5 protein-coding genes and 2 pseudogenes are annotated in these 6675 nt (G+C 48.6%); 2 read left to right on the top strand and 5 right to left on the bottom strand.

Annotation, left to right across the window (positions count from 1 at the left end):
• Positions 1–462: 462 nt before the first annotated feature.
• On the top strand, positions 463–1497 hold the full coding sequence (rhaT, locus tag B4923_RS18890) for an L-rhamnose/proton symporter RhaT (protein WP_109491257.1): 1035 nt from the start codon (positions 463–465) through the stop codon (positions 1495–1497).
• On the opposite strand, the pseudogene B4923_RS18885 reads toward rhaT, so the two are convergent.
• Positions 1494–1944, bottom strand: a pseudogene (locus tag B4923_RS18885) (helix-turn-helix domain-containing protein); the annotation flags it as partial. The gene rhaT and the pseudogene B4923_RS18885 sit on opposite strands and share 4 nt — an antisense overlap.
• A 163-nt stretch (positions 1945–2107) precedes the next feature.
• Between B4923_RS18885 and B4923_RS18880 the strand changes: the two are divergent.
• A complete protein-coding gene (locus tag B4923_RS18880; protein WP_109491256.1) occupies positions 2108–2599 on the top strand; it encodes a hypothetical protein in 492 nt (163 codons plus the stop codon).
• Between the two features lie 303 nt (positions 2600–2902).
• Here the strand turns inward: B4923_RS18880 and B4923_RS21375 are convergent.
• The 4 genes and pseudogenes from B4923_RS21375 to B4923_RS18860 form a co-directional block, all read right to left on the bottom strand.
• Positions 2903–3028 (bottom strand): annotated as a pseudogene (locus B4923_RS21375) (IdsF); the annotation flags it as partial.
• Positions 3029–3071: 43 nt separating this feature from the next.
• Positions 3072–3878 (bottom strand): 2-keto-3-deoxy-L-rhamnonate aldolase, encoded by an 807-nt coding sequence (gene yfaU, locus B4923_RS18870; protein ID WP_109491255.1) that lies wholly within the window; start codon positions 3876–3878, stop codon positions 3072–3074.
• A 184-nt stretch (positions 3879–4062) separates the two neighbouring features.
• Complete coding sequence (gene rhmD, locus B4923_RS18865) at positions 4063–5268, bottom strand: L-rhamnonate dehydratase (protein WP_109491254.1); 1206 nt, start codon at positions 5266–5268, stop codon at positions 4063–4065.
• Entirely contained in the window at positions 5265–6065 is an 801-nt protein-coding gene (locus B4923_RS18860; RefSeq protein WP_109491253.1) for an IclR family transcriptional regulator, read from the bottom strand. Before B4923_RS18860 ends, rhmD begins: the two co-directional genes overlap by 4 nt.
• Between the last annotated feature and the right edge of the window lie 610 nt (positions 6066–6675).

The raw sequence follows: 6675 nt of genomic DNA, 5'->3' as shown, positions 1-6675 counted from the left end.
ACCCACTAATAACAGGAGATACAGATGAAGTTCGAGTCCAGTCAGAGGAACCAAATTTAATGCCATGGAGTTCCACTGAATTCCATGGCGTTTTTGTTTTCAGCTACTTAACAGACAATACGGGTATATCCACTTCCATATTGTTCTGACACTACCCCACTTACTGTACACCTGACGGCAGTATCGATCACCGCCTCTCACTGTGGCAGCCGTCCCGCCGGCTGGCTAAAGTCGTCTCCGGTTATGAACGTATCCGTCGGTGCCGGCGCTATTTTCCCTTGCCATCATAAATAATGAAAATAACAAACTGTGATCGTTATCAAGTCCAACTCTTTAATTCTGCCAGCTTTACGCCGCATGCGGCACTCTCCCGAAGGTTCGTCTGATGCGCGCTCTTTACACTCGATTGTCGTGGGGGTGCTTCGTCACCTCAGCCCATTCGATGATAATGAGGGATAGAAAATGAGTAACGCAATTATCATGGGGATACTCTGGCACTTAATTGGTGCCGCCAGCGCCGCCTGCTTTTATGCCCCGTTCAAAAAAGTGCAACACTGGTCCTGGGAAACCATGTGGTCGGTAGGCGGTATCGTGTCGTGGTTGATCCTGCCGTGGGTGGTGAGCGCCATACTGCTCCCGGATTTCTGGGCTTATTACGGGTCGTTCAGCGCCGCTACCTTACTGCCGGTATTTTTATTCGGCGCGATGTGGGGCATAGGTAATATTAACTATGGCCTCACTATGCGCTATCTGGGCATGTCGATGGGCATCGGTATCGCCATCGGTATCACGTTGATCGTCGGCACGCTGATGACGCCCGTCCTGAACGGCAAATTTGACGTACTGATCGGCACGCCGGGCGGAAGAATGACGCTGCTGGGGGTGCTGGTCGCGGTGGTTGGCGTGGCGATCGTGACCTGGGCCGGACGATTGAAAGAGCGGCAGCTTGGCATTAAGGCCGAAGAATTCAGTCTGAAAAAGGGGCTGATTCTGGCGGTCATGTGCGGTATTTTCTCAGCCGGGATGTCTTTCGCCATGGATGCCGCTAAACCGATGCACGAAGCCGCTGCCGCTTTGGGCGTAGATCCGCTGTATGTCGCGCTGCCGAGTTATGTGGTCATTATGGGGGGAGGGGCGTTGATTAATCTCGGTTTCTGTTTTATTCGGCTGGCGAAAGTGAAAAACCTGTCGGTAAAAGCGGATTTTTCACTGGCAAAAACGTTGATTATCAGTAACGTACTTCTGTCTGCGCTCGGTGGTCTGATGTGGTATCTGCAGTTCTTTTTCTACGCCTGGGGTCACGCCAGAATTCCGGCGCAATACGACTATATGAGCTGGATGCTGCATATGAGTTTCTATGTTCTGTGCGGCGGGGTTGTGGGGTTGATCCTGAAAGAGTGGAAATCCGTGGGGCGCCGCCCCGTGGGGGTATTAAGCGTAGGGTGCGTCGTGATTATTCTGGCCGCGAATATTGTTGGTCTGGGCATGGCTAACTAATTTCGCCGACATCTTGCCACAGATCGTTGACGCCACAGCCGTGGCGTCATTCCGGTCTCTTTAGTAAACACCACGGAGAAGTAGTTACTGTCCTCAAAGCCGCATAGCTGATAAGCATCTTACTGTGCCTCAGCAGATGCTGAGCGTGGCAGATACGGAGCTGGCGTAGATACTGATTGACAGTCATCCCGGTTTGCTGACGGAATCTCTGACGCAACGGGCGTTCTGCCACCTGGTGATAGCTGCAAAAATGCTGTAAATCGAACGAAAGCGCCAGATTATTGCCGAGCGCAGCGATTGATAAATCAAGCGCATCCGCTTTCCTGAGGCTATCGGTACCCGGCGACTGATAGCGATGGCGGTGCAGGATGATGGCGAGTTGTAAAAAAGGCTTTCCGACAGGCAACAAGACAGGACGTCCCCTTTGGGACTTTCACAGGTCAGTTTGTAAGCACACCGGTTTTAGCAAGATCAATGATGAAGGCATTACTAACATCATGGTGTATTAATCAATAGAGAGCAGGTCACATCCTCTCTGTCATTCCGTTGATTATGATAATGTTGGTACTGCACTAATGTCGCTCTACAGGGAAAATAAGAGGAGGTCGGTATGGCAGTGACAGAGGATCACAGGTGGCCGGTGAAACTGGTGGACGCAGTCACCAGATACAAGGGGTCGGGGTGTTCAATCATGATATATTTGCTCTTTTTTTTGCTCGTCACGTTGCTGGCAGCAAAAGTGTTCCCTGCCGGAGGCACTGCCTTTCGCACGGTTGCCGGAATGTTCTTTGGAGCTTATGCCATGGGAGGAAGAACGGCATCACGGTATTTATGGTTGATATATCGTTATCGCCAATCAGTGGCCCTAGATGCCTGGCTAGGGTGCGTTTTTCTATTGTTTCTCGGCTTTGGCTCTTGGTGGATCGGCTGGGAAGGACAAAGGACAGGACTGCCATTCGGTATAGGTGTGTTTATTTCTGTCGTCTGTTACCAGTTAAGTATCGGTGAGTTTTACGAACGGACTTTTGATAGAGAAATTGTTGCCGTATCCCCATCACAGGAACCACCTGTCGATAAAGAAGAACCTCCCATGGAGAGATAATATGGTCAACGCTGTTGTTAAAGTATACCGCAACGCTGGCCCTTGCGGCATTGAATCGTCACAGATAAGCCAGACGCGTAGTGGGATAACTACCATGCCCCGTATCCTTATCGCCAATTTTGACAGTATTACCCATTTTTAGTCCTTTTTTAATCCTCCATTAATATGTGTGATCCCGAGACATTATTTCACGATAAAGACTGGTTTTGTTATTACTTCCTTTAACAGTATCACCTCTGTTTTAAGCGACCAGCTAAAAGACAGAAGTAGGAAACCCACTTACTCCTGTCGCATCATCCGAAATTATCTTACCAAAGTCACCTTGCCATCTATTATAGAAAAATAAGGATTGTAAGTGAAAACAACGTTGCCATCAGGATCTTGAAACTTCAGTGGTGAATTTTGAAAAAATCCAATTGCAAGACGGAAAGCAACCGCGCATGGACACATGCGCAGGTACTCCACTGGGAGGCTAATAACTAGCTTCTTTTGATATTGCGGGTTTTAAATTGTGTCTGAAATAAGATAACCGGTTATCAAGTGCCTCGGTATACAACATTGTGTCGACGCCCACAGCGACAAAATTAGCCCCCCAGAGAATCGCTTTTTCCGCCATGGCCGTATCCACTGCCAGAAAACCGGCGGATTTACCGGCACGACGAATGCATTTGATGCTTGTTTCAATAACATGTTGAACCTCAGGATGCGCCGCGTCGTCAGGATATCCTAACGACGCAGAGAGATCTGCCGGACCGATAAAGATTCCATCGATGCCATCGACCTCCAACAAGGCATCCAGATTATCTATTGCAGTTTTACTTTCGGCCTGAATCAGCAGGCAAAGTTCTTCATTTGCCCGAGCCATGTAGCCATCCACACGGCCCCATCGGGCGGCGCGAGCCACGCCGGCGCCTACGCCACGAGTGCCCTGCGGAGGATAACGAGTAGCGGCCACCAGTTCACGAGCCTGCTCTGCCGTATCAATCATCGGTACAAGCAGAGTACGGGCGCCAATATCCAGCACCTGTTTTATCAGTGCCCTCTGGCATTCCACCGGACGGATAACGGGATGGCTATAATAAGGGGCAATGGCCTGCAACTGGTGGTATAGATCCTGAATAGTATTCGGCGCGTGCTCACCATCGATCAACAGCCAGTCATAGCCACACGTGGACGCAATCTCTGCCAGATAGGATGAAGTACTGCTCAGCCATAAACCTATTTGAGTTTCGCCGCACGCCAGACCAGCTTTGAATGGATTGTGTAACGGATCGTGCATAATGCTTTCCTATTAATTTTTGCCCAATAAGGACAGAGATGTCAGTCTGTTTCCCTTCAGGCTGAAGGGGCTCTGCGACGCGATGACAGAAATAGCGCCTAGCTGCCAATATATTCACCGGATCGTGCAGAAAACACGCTTCCACCTCCATACAAACCAGAAGGGTGGGAAAAACCAACGACGCTTAGTGAGTATACGGTCGCGTCAAAACACAATCGGGATTGAGTTCTACGCCAAAACCCGGTTTGTCGAGTGCCGATTTGTGTAGACGACCATTCTGCGGTACCGGTTCGTTGAGCAGCAATGGATCAAACTGTGGCCGTAGTTCGCTGCAATCCGGGCTGGTCATAAGAAATTCGCTAAACGGGCTGTTGGTAAAAGTGATCACCGCGTGGTGGGAATAAACTGAGGAGCCGTGTGGCACAACCAACTGACCGCGGGATTTGGCAATGGCGGCAATCTCCAGCAGCGTGGTTAATCCGCCGCACCAACCGACATCAGGCTGCATAATATCAATGCCGGTTTCGGAAAGTGTACGAAAGGATTGCAGTGTTCCATGATGTTCGCCACTGGTCACCATCATTCCCGGAGGCGCATGCCGTTTTAGCTCACGATAGCCTTCGAATTGCTGTGGCGGCAGACACTCTTCAATCCATTTAAGGTTATAGGGGGCGCAGGCATGTGCTAGTTTGGTCGCATAATTAACGTCCTGGCTCATCCAGCAGTCCAGCATAAGCCAGAAGTCCGGACCGCATTTCTCACGGAAAGAGGCAATCATGGCGGCATCTTTACCAATACCCGCATCGCCATCGTGCGGCCCCCAGTGCACGGGCATTTTGCCTCCGATAAAACCCATTTCTTTTGCCAGATCAGGGCGAGAACCTGTGGCATAAAAACAAAGCTCATCGCGAACAGCCCCACCAAGCAGTTGATATACGGGTAAATTTATTACCTTGCCAAATAGATCCCATAGCGCCAGATCGATACAGGAAATAGTATTCATCACCAGACCACCGGAACCGGCATAGTACATGGTCGCGTTCAGCATCTGATCGTGAATGAGTTTAATATCGCTGACACTTTTTCCTTCAACAAACCGATTCAGGTGCTTTTCAACAATAAAACAGCCCATTTCGCCACCTGTCGAGATGGCAAAACCGGTCTGCCCATTGTCAGCCTCCACTTCTACAATCAGCGTGCCAAGCACATTGATGCCAAACGACTGGCGGGACTGCTCATAGGCTTTGTACTTACTCATCGGCGTGGCAATGTGATCGTCAATCCAGTGATTAGCCCCCTGATCGTGATAGTCACCGCCGCCGCCGGCTTTATCTGCCGTCGCCCCACCGGTGAAGTAGGCACGAATTTCTTTAATTTTCGGTAGTGTCATCGAATACTCCTTTCTTGTGATGCAGGTTGATCTACCGGGCTGTGCCAGCCAAGCAGACGGGAAATATCTCTGGCGCAGGCAATAGCCTGACTGGCAAGATATTCACGATTTTCATCATTGATTTGAAAACTCGTCCCCACCAGTGAGATCGCGGCGGTCAGTTCGTTGCTTGCGTTAAAAAGAGGCGCGGCAACACAGCGCACATCGGGATAATCTTCGCCATTATCAAAGCTCCATCCCTGACGACGTATACGTATCAGTTCTACTTTAAGCGCCTCAGCATCCTTAAGAGTATTGGGTGTCACCGCGACAAATCGTAGGTTATCAATAATTCGCGCCTGCTCTTCTTCCGGTTGCCAGGCAAGCAAACATTTACCAATGCCTGAACGGTAGAGGGATAGGCTTTTTCCTTCATGAGAGCGCACGCTGATAGTTGACGTTGATTCGACTTTGAGGATGTAATACGCGTTACCGCTGTCAATAATACCCAGATGGCATAACAGGTTAGTTTCCTGCATCAGCGCGGTCAGACGCTTGCGGGCAATCTCACGAATATCCATTCGTTCCAATGCGTGTCCAGCCAGTTCCACCAGGCGTGTCCACAGACAATAATTGTCATATATATCAACCGCAACGAAACGCTGTTTCTTCAATTCGGCCAGTAGCAGATAAGTGCTGCTTTTCGGTAAGGCGAGCCCTTCAATAATCTCGGCGGCTGGACAAGGGCCATGCTGCGAAATGAAATGGAGAATGGCGATAGCGCGGGTAAGCGCTGGAACGGGCGTTGATTCCAACATGCTGTACTCCAGTCTGATAATATGGAGACAGTTTCAGCATGATGCAGATCACAAAATGTGACTCACTTCAAAAGTGAGCCGCTTATTCCCAATTATCCCGGAGAAATAACTCAGAATGTGAGACAGTTCGTGTTACGAGTACAGCATATTATACTCGTACGATACGCCAACCGTCTTTAGTGCAATATTTACAGACATATTGTTCATTAAGGCCATATCAACGCTAGCGAATATGAAAAAACCAAATGGAAAACCAGCCTGATAATTTCAGAGTAAATCCACAAAATAATAATCATATAAATATGCAACTCTTTTAGCCCAACGATTATTTAGTCCAGCCCATTGTACTTCTCGTCTAAAAATCCGTGACCATTATCACATTTAATATACATAACTATCTTTTTTTTGTGTTTGATTTGGTTACTTTGATGAATATCACATAAATACTTCCTTAATTAATAGAATTTGTTTCCATGGATTAAGACTGTTGTCTAGTATTTTGGACAGAAAGCTGAATACTTATGGTTTCTCATATCTGACACGATGAGGAAAATAACACAATGATGGCTATAGTTTTTGTTATGCGTGTGTTTTACTGACAACTCACGCT

The sequence above is a fragment of the Brenneria roseae subsp. americana genome, assembly GCF_003115815.1.
Taxonomy (GTDB): domain Bacteria; phylum Pseudomonadota; class Gammaproteobacteria; order Enterobacterales; family Enterobacteriaceae; genus Brenneria; species Brenneria roseae.
The sequence above is the reverse complement of the archived record's forward strand: the minus strand, read 5'-3'. Positions and strand labels throughout refer to the sequence as shown.